This window comes from Embleya sp. NPDC127516 (assembly GCF_044765325.1).
Lineage (GTDB): Bacteria > Actinomycetota > Actinomycetes > Streptomycetales > Streptomycetaceae > Embleya.
In genome coordinates this window covers 380635-396332 of sequence record NZ_JBIWJT010000006.1, presented here as the reverse complement: position 1 = coordinate 396332, position 15698 = coordinate 380635, and the positions used below count along the sequence as shown (strand labels likewise).

Genomic DNA, 15698 nt, shown 5'->3' with positions numbered 1-15698 from the left:
GTGACCGACAGTCGGCGCACACCGGCGGCGTACCCGCCTGGCAATGCGCCCCGGCGCACATCGGGCGGCGCATGCGATCGGGTATGTGCCGTACGGCATCAGCAGTGCTCGACGGATCAGGGATCGCGTTCGTTCGCTTATGGACCCTTGACACCCCCAAATCTCGCTCATAAGGTCCAGATCATTCTTTGGCAGGAACAGACGAAGACCACCTGTCGGTGGCTTCGCTGTGCCCTCCTACGCGTTAGCGCTCGCGTGTCGCCGACTGGTCCTTTTTTCCGAGGACGGGTTCATGGCACAGCAGCAGAGCGTCAGAGGCGTCAAGGACGTCGTCGCGCTCATCGACCGACTGGGAAGAATCTCCGGTCGGGCCAAGGTCATCTGGTTCCTCGTGTTCGGGGGCCTCTTCCTCGACGCGTACTCCAACGCCGCGCTCGGCGCCGGGCTCGCCCCGATGACGAAGCAGATGGAGCTGAGCAGTACTCAGGTTTCCATCCTCACCGCCACCGCGCCGGCTCTCGCCATCTTGTTCAATCCGATCGGCGGGTGGTTGGCCACCCGGATCGGGCGGGTGCCCCCACTGCTGATGGCCAAGCTGTTCGCGCTGGCCGGAGCGGTGATCGCGGCCACCGCCGACGACTTCACCGTGGTGTGGATCGGCCGGGTCCTGGTCGGTGTCGCCTACGGGGTCGACTTCGCGGTGGCGATGGCGCTGCTCGCGGAGTACACGCCCAAGTCGCTGCGCGGCCGGCTCAACCTGTGGCAGGGCATCTGGTACATCGCCACCACCGGCAACCTGCTGCTCACCCTGATCTGCTTCAAGTTCGACGTCGGTGCGGACATCTGGCGCTGGTCGGTCGGCTCGGCCGGGGTGATCGCGCTGTCCCTGTTCCTCCTCCAGTGGGCCTTCCTCGTGGAGAGCCCCACCTGGCTGGCCACCAAGGGTCGCCTGGAGGACGCGGTGCGCAACCTGCGCCGGATCTACGGGATCGAGGCCGTCGCCGCGAAGCCTGCCGCCGCGGGAGCCGTGCACGACGACGCGGACGCGGACGAGGTGCCGCCGAACGTGGGCATGAAGCAGGCCGGGATCCTGTTCCGCGGCAAGTACCTGCCGCGCACGCTGCTCTCCTCGGCCATCTCGCTCGGCCAGTCCATGCAGTACTTCGCGGTCGGCTGGTACCTGCCGGTGATCAGCCTGGCGATCTTCGGCAACAGCTTCGAGAAGGCCACGATCGGCTCGATGGTGTTCAACGCCTTCGGCATCGTCGGCGGCATCCTGTCCGCGTGGTTCGCCCGCAAGCTCGGCCTGCGGGTCAGCTCGGCGATCGGCTTCGGCGGCGTGTTCGTGATGCTGGTCGGGATGGGCCTGACCTTCGACCGGGTGCCGACCTGGATCGCGTTCATCCTCCCGGCGATGTTCATCTTCTGTCACTCGGCCGGTCCCGGCGCCAACGGCAAGTCGATCGCCGCGCTGTCCTACCGCAGTGAGGTGCGCACGCTGGGCACCGGCGTCACCGGGATGATCGGCAGCTTCGGCAGCGTGGCGGGGCTGTACCTGTTCCCGCAGATCAAGGACGGCATCGGGCTGGACAAGACGTTCCTGGTCCTGGCGATCGTGCCGCTGCTGGGCCTGCTCACGTGCCTGGCGATCAAGTGGGACCCGACCCGGGCGATCTCGCCCGACGAGGACCCGGACGTGCCGACCCTGACCGGGCAGCCCGGGCATCCGGCGGACCCCGCGAATCCCGCGAATCCCGCGTTGGTCACCCGCTGACGGAGACCTCCCGCGAAAGACTCGCACGCGGAGATCGCAATCGGATATTTCGGACCGAAAGGGCTGTGATGACGAAGACGTTGCACGCTCCTGGACGGCGCCTCGGCATCCTGTCCGTGGACGAGGGCACCACGGGGACCCGGGCCGGAGTCGTGCTGGACTCCGGGACGGTGGGCCACGTGGCGTACCGGCAGATCGCGGTGCGGCATCCCGACGAACACTCGGTCGAACAGGACCCGGTGGAGATCTGGACCGCCACCCTGACCGCCTGCCGCGAGGCGCTGGCCTGGGGGCGGGCGAACGATGTCGAGATCGTCGCACTCGCGCTGTCCACCCAGCGGGCCACCGCGATGTTGTGGGATTCGCGCACCGGCCGGCCGCTGGTGCCGGCCTGTGTGTGGCAGGACCGGCGCTACGCCCGGGACCTGCTCGCCTACGAGGCCGCATGGGACGAGCCGCTGACCGCGCGGCTCGGCCGGCCGGTGGGCAGCAGGGCGCCGTTCCTGTGGGCCGCCCGGCAGATCGCCGAAGTGCCCGACGTGGCCGCCTCGTACGCGGCCGGGACGCTGTTGTTCGGCACCGTGGACACCTGGCTGGCCTGGAAGTTCACCGCCGGCGCGGCGCACGCCGTCTCGGCGAGCAACGCCGGTTCGGCCGGCGCCTACCTGCTTCGCGAACACGCCTGGGACCGCGAGTGGATCGAGCAACTGGGCTACCCGCTCGACCTGTTGCCCGACCTGTTCGCCGACGACGACCAGGGCTACGGTCGCACCGACCCCGAACTCCTGGGCGTTGAACTGCCGTTGGCCGCCGTCATGGGTGACCAGCACGCCGCGCTGATCGCGCTCGGCGGACTGGCGGCCGGGCAGGGCATGTGCGTGTACGGCACCGGCACGTTCGTGGACGCGGCCACCGGGGACACTCCCGCGTTGCCGATCCCCGGCGTGACCGGCGTGCTGGCTCAACCCGGCTGGCGGCAGGGCGAGAAGACGCACTTCAGCCTGGAGGCGTACTGCTCGACCACCGGGTCCGCGCTGCGCTGGTTGTGCGACGACCTCGGCTTCTTCGCCTCGCCCGCGGAGATCGGCGAACTCGCCGCCCAGGCACGGGAACAGGGTGGATCGAGTCGGCGCGAGTGGTTTGTGCCCGCGCTCGCCGGCATCCGCACCCCCGCGTGGCGGCCCGAGGCGCGGGCCGCGCTCAGCGGCCTGACCCTGGCCACCACGCGGGCCGACGTGGCCCGCGCCGTGCTGGACGGGATCGCGCACTCGGTGTGCGATCTGATCGACGGCGTCGCCGAGACCATGCGCGCGCCGTTCGGGCGACTGCGCGTGGGCGGCGGCGTGGCCGGCAGCGACACGCTGATGCGGCTCCAGGCGGACCTCGTCGGCCTGCCGCTGGAGCGCGCCGCGGACTCGGCGACCGCGAGCCTGCGCGGCACCGCCTATCTGGCCGGCGTCCGCGAGGGCCTGTGGTCCTCGCTCGAAGAGGTGGTCGAGGCGCAGCCGCGCGGCCGAATCTTCGAACCCACCACCACCCCCGAACAACGCGCGGAGCAACGGGCCGCGTGGCGGACCGTGCTCGCGCCGCACCTCGACTGAGGCGCGGGCCCGCGCCACCCACCGGGCCGGCCGTGCGACCACCCGCAGCGCGGTTCGGCCCGAGACCACCCGCCCGAGACCACCCGCCCGAGGCCACCCGAGACCCGGGCGGCCCGGCCCAGGCCGGCCACCCCCGGCCATCCACCCCAAGCCATCCACCCCCGGCCGGCCGCGAGGCCACCCGCACCACGTACCACCCGACGGTCCGGTCATCGAACCGTCGGACAGATTCCAGGAGTTGATGTTGTGATCACCTTGCCCGCCCGCAAGCCTCGGCGTGCGCCGGCGGCGGCCACGAGAGGGAAGCCGCTGCTTCTCGACCGCAGCCGGGCCAAGCGCCGACTGGCGGACCACGTGTTCGACGTGCTCGTGATCGGCGGCGGCGTCACCGGCGCCTACGCCGCCCTCGACGCGGCCTCGCGCGGTCTGGACGTGGCCCTGGTGGAGAAGGACGACTTCGCCTCGGGTACCTCCTCCAAGTCGTCCAAGATGGTGCACGGCGGCCTGCGCTACATCGAGCAGGGCAACGTCAACCTGGTCCGGCACTCGCTCCTGGAGCGGCACCGCTTTCGCAAGAACGCGCCGCACCTGGTGCACCGGCTGCCGTTCCTGTTCCCGATCCTGGAGAAGGAGGGCGTCTTCGACGCCCGACTGGCCAAGGGCTTCGAGGGTCTGCTGTGGACCTACGACCTGGTCGGCGGCTGGCGGATCGGCAAGCTGCACCAGCGGCTGACCGTCGACGAGGTGCTCGCACACGCCCCCACGCTGCGCGCGGACCACCTCCGGGGTGGCCTGATGTACTTCGACGGGCGCGCCGACGACGCGCGACTGGTCCTCACCATCGTGCGTACCGCCGCCGCGCTCGGCGCCACCGTGCTCAACGGCGCCAAGGTGGACCGGGTGCTGGACGAGCGCGGTCGCGCGGCGGGTGCCCGGATCGAGGTGGACGGCGAGCGGTTCGACGTGCGCGCCGCCGCGGTGGTCAACGCGACCGGCGTGTGGAGCGACGCGGTCGACGCGATGGCCGACCCCGGACACGACCCGCGGGTACGGCCCGCCAAGGGCGTACACATCGTGGTGCCGTGGAGCAAGGTCCGGATCGACTGCACGGTCACCGTGCCGATCCCGGGCCGGGCCCGGCGCGCCACCTGCACCCGGTGGGGCGACTCGGTCGTGCTGGGCACCACCGACGAGGACTACCAGGGTTCCGTCGACGACGTGCATTGCACCCGCCCGGAGATGGAGTTCCTGCTGGAGGGCGCGAACACCGCGTTCGAGGGCAAGCTCACCCCGGACGACGTGGTCGGCAGCATCGGCGGCCTGCGTCCGCTGGTGGGCAAGAAGGAGGGCGCCACCCTCGACATGAGCCGCGACCACCACATCGACGTCGGACGCGGCGGCATGGTCACCGTCACCGGCGGCAAGCTCACCACCAGCCGGCACATGGGCGAACTGGTGATCGACAAGGTGATGGAGGTACTCGGCCGCAAGGGCCGCAGCCGCACCGCCAACCTGCCGCTGATCGGCGGCGCCGGCTACGACGCCGAGGCGGTCGCCGCATCCGGCGGCCTGGCCGCGCACCTGGGCGAGCGCTACGGCACCGAGGCGCGCTTCGTCTCCGACCTGCTCGCCGAGGACGCCACGCTGGCCGAGCCGGTGGTCGCGGGCATGCCGTACATCCGGGCCGAGGTGGTCTACGCGGCCCGCTCGGAGATGGCCCGTTCGGTGGACGACGTGCTCTCCCGCCGTACCCGCTCGCGCCTGTTCGCGCGCGACGCCTCGGCCGCCGCCGCGCCCGAGGTCGGCCGCCTGCTCGGCGCCGAACTGGGCCTGTCCGCGGCGCAGATCGAGCGGCAGGTCGCGGACTACCTCGCGGCCGTCCGGCACGAGAAGGCGGTCCTGCTCGGCGAGTCCGAGGGACCGACGGCACCCGCAGCACCCGCAGCACCCGCAACGCTCGACGCACCCCAAGGAGCAGTGAAGTGATCAGCAGGCAGACCATCACCAACCCGTTCAACCGCGGCGACTACATCGTCGGCGCGCCCACACCGCCCAAATGGGCCCGCAACACCCCGGTCGGCGACGGCGACGCCTCGCTCCAGGGCGCCGTCGTCGAGGTCCCCGAGTCGGTGATCGAGGACCTGCGCGGCGTCGCCAAGGCCGTGTACACCGACCGCGCCGACGTGGTCGCCCGCACCCGCGACTGGTGGGCGGGCACCATGATCGGCGAGACCGACGGCCGCCCGGCCACCCCGGACGCGGTCGTGGTCGAGGTGGTCGACGCCGACCAGGTCGCCGCCGTCCTGCGGATCTGCAACGCGGCCGGCATCCCGGTCACCGCCTCCGCCGGCCGCAGCAACGTCACCGGCGCGGCCCTGCCCGTGCACGGCGGCGTCGTGCTCGACCTGTGCGCACTGAACCGGATCGTGTCGTTCGACGCCGAGTCGCTCGTCGTCGACGTGGAAGCCGGCATGTTCGGCGACCTGTTCGAAAAGGAACTCCAGGAGACCTACGGCGCCACCACCGGCCACTGGCCGTCCGCGTTCGCCGTCTCCACCGTCGGGGGCTGGATCGCCTGCCGCGGCGCCGGTCAACTCTCCACGCGCTACGGCAAGATCGAGGACATGGTCGTCGGCATCGACGTCGTGCACGCCGACGGCACCCGGGCCACCTACGGCGACTACCCGCGCGCCGCCACCGGCCCCGACCTGCGGCAGATCTTCATCGGCTCGGAGGGCACGCTCGGCGTGATCACCTCCGCCCGGATCCGGGTGCACCCGCTGCCCACCTACGCCAAGGCGCTCGCGTTCGGCTTCGAGACCTTCGCCGAGGGCCTGGACGCGTGCCGCAAGATCATGCAGCGCGGCGCCACCCCTGCCGTGCTGCGCCTGTACGACAAGCTGGAGAGCGGGGTGCACTTCGACCACCCCGAGACCAACCTGCTGCTGATCGCGGACGAGGGCGACCCGATCCTGGTCGACGCGATGCTGAAGGTCAGCGAGGAGGTCTGCCTCGCCTACGGTCCGGAACTGGACAGCGACGCGGTGTTCGAGCGCTGGCTCAAGGACCGGATGCTGGTCGGCAAGTCCTCCGACGGCTTCACCCCCGGCCCCGGCTTCGTCGCCGACACGCTGGAGATCGCCGGGTCGTGGACCGCGCTGGCCGAGGTGTACGACGAGGTGGTCGCGGCGATCCAGTCGGTGCCGGGCACGCTGGCCGCGTCCGCGCATCAGTCGCACGCGTACACCGACGGCGCGTGTGTGTACTTCTCGCTGCGCGGCGACGTGGACCGGCCCAGGCGGCGCGAGTGGTACCGCGCCGTGTGGGACGCGGCCAACGAGGTGCTGATCCGCCAAGGCGCGGCGCTGAGCCACCACCACGGCTGCGGCCTGCTGCGCGGTCCGTACCTGCCGGCCGCGCTCGGCGCCGGCTTCGACACGTTCGCCAAGGTCAAGGACACCCTGGACCCGGTCGGAATACTCAATCCTGGCAAACTGGGCCTTCCCGACCGCTTCGACGCGTGAGGCGGACCAGACCCGACGCAGGTAGGTCATGAACGCCAGTCAACGCCCCGCGAGCGGGCCCCGAATGTCCTCCGTGCTGTCCTCCGCCTTCGCCGAGGTCCCGGTCATCGCGTCGATCATCGGACCCCAGCGATTGCAAAACTTTCTCGGCGCGCCGGCGAAGGTGTGCATCCTCGCGTCCATCCCGGTCGGGCAGTTGCCGAACATCGTGCAGCTGCTCGGCAAGGCGGGCAAGACGGTGTTCGTCAACGTGGACAGTTGCCCGGGCCTGGCCCAGGACAAGGGCGCCCTGGAGTTCCTCAAGGCGATGGGCGCGCACGGCATGGTCAGCACCCGGCTCTCGCTGATGGAGAAGGGCCGCCCGCTCGGGCTGCTGACCATGCAGAAAGTGTTCGTGACCGACCGCTCCAACATGCGCCGCAGCACCGACGCGATCGCCCGCGGCGGACCCGATCTGGTCGAGATCATGCCGTCGGTGATCGTGGCCCGGATGACCCCCGAGGCCAAGCGCGCGATGTCGCCGTTCGTCGCCGCCGGCTTCGTGGAGACCGCCGAGGACGCGGCCGCCGCGCTCGCGCTCGGCGCGGTCGCGGTGGCCACGTCCGACCCCCGGTTGTGGGACCTGCGCCGCGACACGCTCGCGGCGCTCGGGTCCGCGACCCGCCCAAGCGCATCCCAGGCAAGTGCAATCCAGGCAAGTAGGAGAAACACATCGTGAGTTACGTCGTCGTCGCCCGCTACCGCACGAACCCCGACACGTACGAGCGGGTCCTGACGCTGCTCGACGAGATGACCCGGTGCTCGCTGACCGAGCCCGGTTGCCGCGGCTACCGCGTGCACCAAGGCGTCGTGGACCCGCGGACGATCGTGTTGTATGAGGAGTACGACGCCGAGGCCGACTTCACCGCGCACTGCGCCTCCGAGCACTTCCGCGACATCGTGCTCGGGCAGGTGGTGCCGCTGTTGGAGAGCCGGGACGTCGTCCGGCTCAACCCCCGGGCCGCCGCGGTGAGCGTCGACGAGGCCGCCCGGTGAGGACCAGGGCAGCCGTCCTGCGCGGGATATCGCGGGAACGTCCGTATCAGGCGAGCCGACCCGTCGTGATCGAGGAACTCGAACTCGGCGACCCGCGCGAGGGCGAGGTGCTGGTCCGGATCGCCGCGGCGAGCCTGTGCCACTCCGACCTGTCCGTGGTCAACGGCGACCGGGTCCGGCCGCTGCCGATGGCACTCGGGCACGAGGCGGTCGGCGTGGTCGAGGCGATCGGGCCCGGCGTGGACCGGGTCGCGACGGGCGAGCACGTCGCACTCGTGTTCGTGCCCAGCTGCGGCCACTGCAGGCGCTGCGACGAGGGCCGGCCGGCGCTGTGCTCGGCCGCCGCGACGGCGAACGGCTCGGGCGGGCTGCTGCACGGACCCGCGCTGCTGCGGGATGCCGCGGGCGAGGTGGTGCACCACCAGCTCGGGGTGTCCGCGTTCGCCGAATTCGCGGTGGTGGCCCAGGAGTCGGTGGTACCGATCCCGCGCGACGTGCCTTTCGAGGTGGCCTCGATGTTCGGCTGCGCGGTGCTCACCGGCGCGGGCGCGGTGATCAACACGGCGCAGGTACGTCCCGGCCAGTCGGTCGCGGTGTTCGGCCTCGGCGGGGTCGGGCTGTCCGCGGTGCTCGGCGCGCGGGCGGCCGGCGCGTACCCGATCGTCGCGGTCGACCCGGTGCCGGCCAAGCGCGAACTCGCGCTGCGCCTGGGCGCCTCGCACGCGTACGACCCGGCCGACGCGGTCACCGCGATCCGCGACCTCACCGACGGCGGCCCGGACGTCGCGATCGAGGCGGTCGGCAGCGCGGCCGTGGTCGCGGACTGCCTGGCCGCGGTGGACCGCGGCGGCCGGGTGGTCTCGGTCGGCCTGCCCGGGCCCGGCCGCAGACTGGACGCGGTGCCGGCCCTGGCCTTCGCGGGCGAGGGCAAATCGCTGATCGGCTCCTACATGGGCGACGCGGTGCCGCGCCGCGACATCCCGCGGTACCTGGCCCTGTGGCGGGCCGGCCTGATGCCGGTCGAGCAGTTGCACACCGGGACGGTGGCGCTGACCGACCTCAACGAGGCGATGGAGGCGCTGGCGAGCGGCGAGGCGATCCGGCAGGTGATCCGGACGGGGGCGTAAGGGGTGGGGTGAGCGCCGGTGTCCCCGCCGGGCCCGGTGTCCGGTTTCGGGTGTGTCCTCGCTTGGTCCCACCACCCGGTCCGGTGTCATCTTCGGTGCGGTGTGCTCAGTCCGGTGTCGCGTCGTCGAGGCGGCGGCGGATCAGCAGGTCGGCGGCTCGATCGCGCCAGGCGTCCACCTGGGCGCGGTCGTAGCCGCGCCGGGCGATCTCGAAGCGGTCGGCGAGGACCTCCTCGGCGGCCAGGCGAACGCGGTTCCGGAGCGTCTCGCCGACGCGGTTCACCAGCGCGTCGACCTCGTCCCGGCCGTAACCGCGCCGGACCAGGTCGAAGCGTTCCCCGGCCGGGCGCAGCGTCACCGCCTTCACGTCGGCCTCGGCCCGCGCCTCGGCGAAGCGGTCGACCGGACCCGGCGTGCCGACCGCGTCCGCCGTCCCGGCCGGCCGGTCCGGGTTCGCCGTGCCGTTCGAACGCCACAGCCCGTCCGGTCCGCGCCCGCCGTCGAAGCCCCAGGCCCCCGCCCGCGCCGCCAACCTGGCCTCGATCTCGTCGAGCGCCGCGTCCACCTCGTCCTCGTCGTAGCCCTCGCGCAGCCGCACCGTGGTGAACTGTTGCTCGCGCACCTGAGTCGGCGTCAGCGGGACCGCGGCGGTGCCGTCCAGGCTGCTGCGCACCAGTGCCAGGAACGCGTCCACGTCGGCGATCGCGTACCCCTCACGCAGCCGCGTCCGAGTGAAGCTCCACTCCATCCGTGCCCCCAAGCACTCGCCGCCGCACCCGCTCGACCTCGTTCGCGAAGGCTACAACCGTGTCGCCGCCGCCACGCGGACGACGAAGGACAAGATCGAATCGGGCGCATCGCCGACCCGGGTCAGGTTTGCCGGCCGGGCGATCCGTCGATGTGCTGTGGGTGGCGGCGAGTGACGGCGAGGCCGGATCCGGCGCGCTCGGCGCGGGTCCGCGGCTGCCGATCCCGGCGGTGTTCGTCGAGCGTGCCGGGCCCGCCGGGCAGTCGTCGCGCCGCGGTTGTCGTCAGCGCCGACACCATCTGTACCAGCTGCATCACCCGCACCACTGTTACCGGCGTCACCATCGGGCGAGGAGCCACGCACCATGACCCAGCCTCGGGAGACCGCGCCGTCGACCCTGCCCCAGCCGCAACCGATCCTGGGCCTGCCGGCCAGGTCGGCGATGTTCATGGTCCTGACCGTCGACGCGGGCGCCGAGGCGGAGGACACCGTCCGCGACTTCCTGGCCGACCTGGCCGGACTGCGCCGATCGGTCGGTTTCCGGATTCCGGACGGCGACCTCCAGTGTGTGGTCGGGATCGGCTCGCACGCGTGGGACCGGCTGTTCGAGGGGCCGCGCCCGGCGGAGTTGCACCCGTTCCGGGAGTTGGTGGGTGCCAAGCACCGGGCCGTGTCCACGCCGGGCGACCTGCTCCTGCACCTGCGAGCGCGGACGATGGACCTGTGCTTCGAACTGGCCACCGTGATCATGGACCGGTTGGCCGGCGCGGCGACGGTCGTCGACGAGGTGCACGGGTTCAAGTACTTCGACCAGCGGGACCTGATGGGCTTCGTGGACGGTACGGAAAACCCGGAGGGGCAGGACGCGTTCGCGGCGATCACGGTCACCGCCGAGGACGACCCGGACTTCGCCGGCGCCAGCTATGTGATCGTGCAGAAGTACCTGCACGACATGCGGGCGTGGAACGCGCTGCCCGTGGAGGCGCAGGAGAAGGTGATCGGCCGGACCAAGCTGTCCGACATCGAGCTGCCCGACGCGGTCAAGCCGATCGACTCGCACGTCGCGCTGAACACGATCACCGATCCGGACGGCACCGAGCGCGACATCCTGCGCGACAACATGCCGTTCGGGACGGTGGGCAGCGGCGAGTTCGGCACCTACTTCATCGGCTACTCCAGCACGCCGAGCGTCACCGAGCAGATGTTGCGGAACATGTTCATCGGCAAGCCGGTGGGCACGTACGACCGGATCCTGGACTTCTCGACGGCGATCACGGGCGGGCTGTTCTTCGTGCCCACCGCGGATTTCCTGGCGGATCCGCCCGGGCCGCCGGCGCCGGCCGAACCGCGCGCGGCGTCCGCCGGGGCAGAGCAGGTCGATCCGGTGGTGCTGCCCGCGCCGACGCCGGATCCGTCCGGGGCCGTTCCCGCGTCGGTCGGTGCCGCGCCGGTCGGCGCCGCCGACGGTTCACTCGGGATCGGTGGCCTGGGCGTGGACGCGGAGGCCGGGGCCGGGATGGGTCCCGGCTAGCCGTTCCGTGCGTTCGTTCCATCCATTCGGTTCATGTCGTTTATTTCGTCCGTTTCGCCGCACCGAAGTCGCCGCACCGATCCGGAAGCAGGAGCCACACCTCATGAACAATCTCCACCGGGAGCTCGCCCCCATCTCCGACGCCGCGTGGGCGGACCTCGAGGACGAGGCCAGGCGTACGTTCAAGCGGCACGTCGCGGGTCGCCGGGTCGTGGACGTACAGGGGCCGGACGGCGGCGAGACGGCCGGTGTGGGTACCGGGCACCTGAGCGACCTCGCACCGCCGGCCGACGGAGTCCGGGCGCGCAGTCGGGACTTCCGCCCGCTGATCGAACTGCGGGTGCCGTTCACGGTGACGCGCGGTGCGGTGGACGCGGTCGAGCGCGGTGCCAAGGACGCGGACTGGCAGCCGGTCAAGGACGCCGCGCGCAAGATGGCGTTCACCGAGGACCGGCTGATCTTCGAGGGCTACCCGGCCGCGTCGATCGAGGGCATCCGGGCGGCGGCCACCAACGAACCGGTGACGTTGCCGATGGATGTGCGCGAATACCCCGACGCGGTCAGCCGCGCGCTCACCGAACTGCGGCTGGCGGGTGTCAACGGCCGGTATCAGCTCGTGTTGGGTCCTGAGGCGTACACGGCGGTCAACGAGGCGGCCGACCACGGCTACCCGATCCGCCAGCACCTGACCCGGATCCTGGGCGGCGAGCCGATCTGGGCGCCCGCGATCGACGGGGCGTTCGTCCTGTCCACCCGAGGCGGCGACTACGAGCTGCGGTTGGGCCAGGATCTGTCGATCGGCTACCTCTCGCACGACGATGACGACATCCGGCTGTACTTCCAGGAGACGCTGACCTTCCTGATGTACGCGGGTGAGGCGGCGATCGCGTTCGCTCGGCCGTAGGCGGGGGCTTCCGGCCGCCGTCGGCAGGCGATTCGGCTTCGCCGGCGGGGGAGCGGTGCGCGAGGGCGGGCATCCACTCGGCCGGCCGGACCGGTGTCGCGGACCGTTCCCCTCTCGGGTCAGGCCGGGACGAGGTCCAGTTGGATCTGGGATTCCGTGTCGGAGAAGCCGAGCGCGCGGTAGAGGTCGATGGCCAGGTAGGCGGGGTCGGCGACGATGACCAGGTGGTCGGCGGACCAGTGGGTTCGGGCGTGCCGGGCCGCGGTGTGGATCAAGGTGGTGGCCAGGCCCTGGTTGCGGTGGTCCGGGTGGGTGGTGACGGTTTGGTAGCGGGCCAGGCCCCCGCCGTCGGTGAACAGGCCCAGGCCGGCGCGGAGCCGGCCGTCCTCGAAGGCGCCGAACCAGGCCCCGTGGCCGCGGGCCTGGAGGTCGCGGAAGCCGGCCAGGCGGCGGGCGGCGAACTCGCGGTATTCGCCGGCGGCGTAACCGGGATTGCCGGCCTCGCTGAGCGCCAGGGCCTGGGCCCAGTCGTCGTCGGAGTCGGCCATGCGGAACGTCGCGGTGGTGTTGGGGCGCGCGGGAGGGCGCAGCGAGGTCGCGGTCAGGACCGTGCTGCATTCGACGGACAGGTGCGCGGCGGCCAGCTCGGTCGGGTCGCCGGCGGCACCCGCCGTGCCGTCGACGCCGAGTGCGACGTGGGCGGCGTCCGGGAATTCGCGGCGGAAGGTGTCGATCCACCCGGCCGCCGTGCCCGGGGCCGGTGGCGCGGCCAGGAGGAGGTAATTGCCCCAGTGGAAGGTGGGATTGGCCGGGGTTCGGACGACCAGGTGGTCGTCCCGTTCCTCGACGTGGCTGCCCTGGAGGGTGAGCAGCATCAGGTCGGTGCGGTAGGCGAGCGAGGTCACGTTCATCGGGCCACCCCACCACACCGGGCCGTCCGCGGGACGGGTAATTTCCTCCCGCACACGTTCACCGAGACGCGGTGGGTGACCGTACATGGGGAGATCGCACCGCATCCGTTCCGAGCGGGCGGGCGGGCGCCACGAGCCGACGCCGACCGTCCGTGTGCCTTGCGCCAAGGATGGGGTTCGGTGCCGGATGTGGCAGGCTCGTGGGTCTACGCTCCGCGAATCGAAAGCAGGACCATGTCCGGCACCAACCACATCGCCCAGGCCGATCAAGCAGTGCGCGAGGGGCGGATGGACGCCGCCGTCAAGCTGTACCTGGAAGCAGCCGACGCCGGTGTACCCGAAGCCCGTCGCAAGGCTGGCGAGCTGATGTTCGCGGGCGGCGACGAAACCGCCGAGGCGATTCTGCGCGAGGCGCTGGCGGAGGGCGACGCCGAGGCGGTGGACGCGCTCAGCGAGTTGTTGGAGGTCACCGGCCGACCGGACGCCGCCGTCGACCTGCTGACCGAGCGGCACCGGCTGGGCGAGTCGCGGTGGGCACTGCCGATCGCCAACCTGCTGGCCGACGCGCTGGACGAGCCGGAGGCGGCCGAGCGCTGGTACGTCAGCGCGCTCGAAGCCGGCGACCCCGACGCGCCCAACGACTTCGCCGCCTTCCTCCAGGACTTCGACCGCGCCGCCGAGGCGGAGGCGTTGCTGCGCCCGGCGGCGGAGGGCGGCGACGAGTTCGCGATGGCCAACCTCGGCCGGCTGCTGCTCAACGGCGACGCGGTCGACGACGGCATCGCGTGGCTGACCCGCGCGGTCGAGGCCGGCCAGGAGGACGCGCTGGTCGACCTCGGCGACGCCGAGCTGGACGCGGGCCGGATCGAGGCCGCACGAGAGCACATCCGGCGCGCGCTCGACGCGGGCATCGAGGGTTCGCGCCTGCTGTACGCCCACCTGCTCGACCGCGAGGGCGCGGACACCGGCGAGGTCGAGGCGGCCTACCGCGCCGCGGTGGAGGCGGGCGACGTGGAGGTCGAGGAATGAGGCGCGCGGCGCTCGCGGTGACGGTGGCCGCGTTGATCGGGGTCGGCGCGTGCGGCCCCGGCGACGACAAGGATGCCAAGGCCGAGCCGTCCGCGACGCCGTCGACCACACACTCGGCCCGACCCGGCGAGATCCGCGACCAGAAGGCACACGTCTCCTACGTGTTGCCACAGGGCTGGTACGCCAAGCCGCCGGACACGGTGGTCGGCCTGTACTCCTCCGTCGCCTCCACGGTCGACCCCAAGACCGTGAACCCCACGGCCAAGCCGACGGCCGACCCGAACAACCCGCTGGGGACGTTCATGGTCGGTGTCGTGGACACCGAGGTGTTCGTGGCCAAGTCGCGCTCGATGCCGGAGATGGCCGAGACCGTGGGCCGGGCCCAGCTCGAACTGATCTACCCGGCCAAGGCCCAGGACACGGTCCGCTCCAGCGAGGCGGCACGACTCGACGGCCGCAACGCGTGGCTGATGGACATCGAGTGCACTCCCGAGGACAAGAACGTGCCACCGTTCCGGCTGCGGGTCACCGTGATCGACACCGGCACGGTACCGATCTACATGCTGTCCTCGGCACCGAGCAGCGCCGGCGAACGCTTCCGCGAGATCGAGTCGATCGAGCGCTCGGTGCGGTTCTGACGGAGGGCGGGGGCAGGGGTGGGCGACAGGTGACAGGCGACGGGCGACGGGACGCGAAAACGCGCGCCCCTGCGCGCCGTTCGGCTCGCGCATCGCGCGCCGTTCCGCGCCCGTTCACTCCCCTCGGCGCGCCCGACACGCCCCGGGAATTCGCCGCCGTACGCTCGTCGCCCGCTCCCGTCGCTCCGCCGATAGGGTGGGTGTGACCTGCGGATTCGGTGAACTTGCGGGCTCGGATGGCTGGTTGGGGTCATACGCGCGGGTTGTCCGGCGCGACTCGCGGGTTTCTTTGCCAAGCGATCCGCCCGGAAGGCGCTCGGATTCGGTAACTTCCAAGTGGTCCACCGATCTTGCCGCGGTTTCTACCAGATCGCGGGCGATCGGCGACCGATAATCGCAGTTCGGGCCCGTTTCCAGGGTGTATTCGATCACGGTGCTCTCAGGAGCCCGACCGACTGGAGGGGGAGACGTGGCCACCACCGTGTCCAGAACGCGCTCGACTGTACGGCTCGTGTCGAAACCGCAAACCGTCTCCGCCGCCCGCGCGCATGTGCGGCGCTTCTGCGAGCGGGTCGGGTTCGAGTCCGACGACCCGGTCCGCGTCACCTCCGAGCTGGCCTCGAACGCTGTCGAGCACGCCGGGGACTACGGCGACTACGAGGTGTCCGCGTCGTTGCACGGCCGAGTCCTGTGGGTGGAGGTACTCGACTGTCTGCCGTGTTCGCTGCCGTCCCCCGTCGAGGTACTGGAGGACGCCGAGGCCGGCCGCGGCCTGCTCGTGGTCGCGGCGCTCAGCCACCGCTTCAAGGTGGAGCTGCGCACCAGTGGACGCAAGGCGGTGTGTGCCGGGTTCGAGGGCGACTGAGCCCGCCCGAT

14 protein-coding genes and 1 pseudogene are annotated in these 15698 nt (G+C 71.6%); 12 read left to right on the top strand and 3 right to left on the bottom strand.

Annotated elements, in window-relative coordinates:
* Nucleotides 1-292 precede the first annotated feature (292 nt).
* The 7 genes from ACIRL2_RS14920 to ACIRL2_RS14890 all read left to right on the top strand — a co-directional run bounded on the left by ACIRL2_RS14920 (nt 293) and on the right by ACIRL2_RS14890 (nt 9061).
* Nucleotides 293-1774: an MFS transporter gene (locus ACIRL2_RS14920; protein WP_402232311.1), complete on the top strand. Its 1482-nt coding sequence runs from the start codon at nt 293-295 to the stop codon at nt 1772-1774.
* A gap of 68 nt (nt 1775-1842) precedes the next feature.
* Nucleotides 1843-3375, top strand: a complete 1533-nt coding sequence (locus tag ACIRL2_RS14915) for an FGGY family carbohydrate kinase (RefSeq protein WP_395865797.1) — start codon at nt 1843-1845, stop codon at nt 3373-3375.
* A gap of 246 nt (nt 3376-3621) precedes the next feature.
* The gene (locus ACIRL2_RS14910) at nt 3622-5361 is read left to right on the top strand and encodes an FAD-dependent oxidoreductase (RefSeq protein WP_402232309.1); all 1740 of its coding nucleotides are present in this window, start codon (nt 3622-3624) and stop codon (nt 5359-5361) included.
* Nucleotides 5358-6899 carry an FAD-binding oxidoreductase gene (locus ACIRL2_RS14905; protein WP_395865793.1) on the top strand — a complete coding sequence of 514 codons (1542 nt, stop codon included), beginning with the start codon at nt 5358-5360 and terminating at the stop codon, nt 6897-6899. Before ACIRL2_RS14910 ends, ACIRL2_RS14905 begins: the two co-directional genes overlap by 4 nt.
* Before the next feature lie 28 nt (nt 6900-6927).
* Nucleotides 6928-7617 (top strand): glycerol-3-phosphate responsive antiterminator, encoded by a 690-nt coding sequence (locus tag ACIRL2_RS14900; RefSeq protein ID WP_395865791.1) that lies wholly within the window; start codon nt 6928-6930, stop codon nt 7615-7617.
* Entirely contained in the window at nt 7614-7934 is a 321-nt protein-coding gene (locus ACIRL2_RS14895; protein WP_402232307.1) for a putative quinol monooxygenase, read from the top strand. The genes ACIRL2_RS14900 and ACIRL2_RS14895 overlap by 4 nt, the downstream gene beginning before the upstream one ends.
* Nucleotides 7931-9061: a zinc-binding dehydrogenase gene (locus ACIRL2_RS14890; protein WP_402232305.1), complete on the top strand. Its 1131-nt coding sequence runs from the start codon at nt 7931-7933 to the stop codon at nt 9059-9061. The genes ACIRL2_RS14895 and ACIRL2_RS14890 overlap by 4 nt, the downstream gene beginning before the upstream one ends.
* Before the next feature lie 529 nt (nt 9062-9590).
* Here ACIRL2_RS14890 and ACIRL2_RS14885 read toward each other — a convergent pair.
* Together ACIRL2_RS14885 and ACIRL2_RS14880 are read right to left on the bottom strand one after the other, a co-directional pair.
* Nucleotides 9591-9722 (bottom strand): annotated as a pseudogene (locus ACIRL2_RS14885) (DivIVA domain-containing protein); the annotation flags it as partial.
* A gap of 209 nt (nt 9723-9931) precedes the next feature.
* Nucleotides 9932-10123: a hypothetical protein gene (locus tag ACIRL2_RS14880; protein WP_402232303.1), complete on the bottom strand. Its 192-nt coding sequence runs from the start codon at nt 10121-10123 to the stop codon at nt 9932-9934.
* 50 nt (nt 10124-10173) lie between these two features.
* Here ACIRL2_RS14880 and ACIRL2_RS14875 point away from each other — a divergent pair, with 50 nt between their 5' ends.
* Together ACIRL2_RS14875 and ACIRL2_RS14870 are read left to right on the top strand one after the other, a co-directional pair.
* The gene (locus ACIRL2_RS14875; protein ID WP_402232301.1) at nt 10174-11340 is read left to right on the top strand and encodes a Dyp-type peroxidase; all 1167 of its coding nucleotides are present in this window, start codon (nt 10174-10176) and stop codon (nt 11338-11340) included.
* A 103-nt stretch (nt 11341-11443) separates the two neighbouring features.
* On the top strand, nt 11444-12244 hold the full coding sequence (locus ACIRL2_RS14870) for a family 1 encapsulin nanocompartment shell protein (RefSeq protein ID WP_395865782.1): 801 nt from the start codon (nt 11444-11446) through the stop codon (nt 12242-12244).
* 119 nt (nt 12245-12363) lie between these two features.
* On the opposite strand, the gene ACIRL2_RS14865 is transcribed toward ACIRL2_RS14870, so the two are convergent.
* Complete coding sequence (locus tag ACIRL2_RS14865; RefSeq protein WP_395865780.1) at nt 12364-13155, bottom strand: GNAT family N-acetyltransferase; 792 nt, start codon at nt 13153-13155, stop codon at nt 12364-12366.
* A 234-nt stretch (nt 13156-13389) separates the two neighbouring features.
* Between ACIRL2_RS14865 and ACIRL2_RS14860 the strand changes: the two genes are divergently transcribed.
* The 3 genes from ACIRL2_RS14860 (at nt 13390) to ACIRL2_RS14850 (ending at nt 15687) form a co-directional block, all read left to right on the top strand.
* Nucleotides 13390-14184: a hypothetical protein gene (locus ACIRL2_RS14860; RefSeq protein ID WP_395865778.1), complete on the top strand. Its 795-nt coding sequence runs from the start codon at nt 13390-13392 to the stop codon at nt 14182-14184.
* Nucleotides 14181-14822, top strand: coding sequence for a hypothetical protein (locus ACIRL2_RS14855; protein ID WP_402232298.1), 642 nt, complete (start codon nt 14181-14183; stop codon nt 14820-14822). Before ACIRL2_RS14860 ends, ACIRL2_RS14855 begins: the two co-directional genes overlap by 4 nt.
* Nucleotides 14823-15333: 511 nt before the next feature.
* The gene (locus ACIRL2_RS14850; RefSeq protein WP_395865774.1) at nt 15334-15687 is read left to right on the top strand and encodes an ATP-binding protein; all 354 of its coding nucleotides are present in this window, start codon (nt 15334-15336) and stop codon (nt 15685-15687) included.
* The last annotated feature ends 11 nt before the right edge of the window (nt 15688-15698 follow it).

Coding starts and splice junctions, on each gene's coding strand:
- ACIRL2_RS14920 (WP_402232311.1), top strand. CDS start 293: ATGGCACAGCAGCAGAGCGTCAGAGGCGTCAAGGACGTCGTCGCGCTC.
- ACIRL2_RS14915 (WP_395865797.1), top strand. CDS start 1,843: ATGACGAAGACGTTGCACGCTCCTGGACGGCGCCTCGGCATCCTGTCC.
- ACIRL2_RS14900 (WP_395865791.1), top strand. CDS start 6,928: ATGAACGCCAGTCAACGCCCCGCGAGCGGGCCCCGAATGTCCTCCGTG.
- ACIRL2_RS14880 (WP_402232303.1), bottom strand. CDS start 10,123: ATGCAGCTGGTACAGATGGTGTCGGCGCTGACGACAACCGCGGCGCGA.
- ACIRL2_RS14875 (WP_402232301.1), top strand. CDS start 10,174: ATGACCCAGCCTCGGGAGACCGCGCCGTCGACCCTGCCCCAGCCGCAA.
- ACIRL2_RS14870 (WP_395865782.1), top strand. CDS start 11,444: ATGAACAATCTCCACCGGGAGCTCGCCCCCATCTCCGACGCCGCGTGG.
- ACIRL2_RS14865 (WP_395865780.1), bottom strand. CDS start 13,155: ATGAACGTGACCTCGCTCGCCTACCGCACCGACCTGATGCTGCTCACC.
- ACIRL2_RS14860 (WP_395865778.1), top strand. CDS start 13,390: ATGTCCGGCACCAACCACATCGCCCAGGCCGATCAAGCAGTGCGCGAG.
- ACIRL2_RS14855 (WP_402232298.1), top strand. CDS start 14,181: ATGAGGCGCGCGGCGCTCGCGGTGACGGTGGCCGCGTTGATCGGGGTC.